General features: G+C 64.0%; 1 pseudogene. It reads left to right on the top strand.

The features are described 5' to 3' along the window. Nucleotides 1-68 precede the first annotated feature (68 nt). Nucleotides 69-730 (top strand): annotated as a pseudogene (locus V3B64_RS21810) (DNA-directed RNA polymerase subunit beta'); the annotation flags it as partial.

Raw genomic sequence — 730 nt, 5'->3', positions numbered from 1 at the left:
CCGCCCCCGCGCCGCTGGCAGTCAACTGAAAGCCCATCGACACAGCATTCCTCCTTCTGGAGAACACCATGAAAGACCTGCTCAACCTCTTCAACCAGCAGCGCCAGACGCTGGACTTCGACGCGATCAAGATCGCGCTGGCCTCGCCGGACCTGATCCGTTCGTGGTCCTTCGGCGAAGTGAAGAAGCCGGAAACCATCAACTACCGTACCTTCAAGCCGGAACGCGACGGCCTGTTCTGCGCCGCCATCTTCGGCCCGGTGAAGGACTACGAGTGCCTGTGCGGCAAGTACAAGCGCATGAAGCACCGCGGCGTGGTCTGCGAAAAGTGCGGCACCGAAGTGACCCTGGCCAAGGTGCGCCGTGAGCGCATGGGCCACATCGACCTGGCCTCGCCGGTCGCGCACATCTGGTTCCTGAAGTCGCTGCCGTCGCGCATCGGCCTGATGCTGGACATGACCCTGCGCGACATCGAGCGCGTGCTGTACTTCGAAGCCTACGTGGTGACCGAGCCGGGCCTGACCGCCCTGGAACGCCGCCAGCTGCTGACCGAAGAACAGTACCTGCAGGCCCGCCAGGAGCACGGTGACGACTTCGACGCCGCGATGGGCGCCGAGGCCGTGTACGAACTGCTGCGCACGATCGACCTGCAGTCGGAAATGACCCGCCTGCGCGAGGAAATCGCCGCTACCGGTTCGGAAACCAAGCTCAAGCGCCTCACCAAGCGCAT

The organism is Stenotrophomonas sp. SMYL86 (assembly GCF_036320025.1).
In the GTDB taxonomy this organism is placed as follows: Bacteria; Pseudomonadota; Gammaproteobacteria; order Xanthomonadales; family Xanthomonadaceae; genus Stenotrophomonas; species Stenotrophomonas maltophilia_A.
This window is presented reverse-complemented; position numbering and strand designations above follow the sequence as displayed.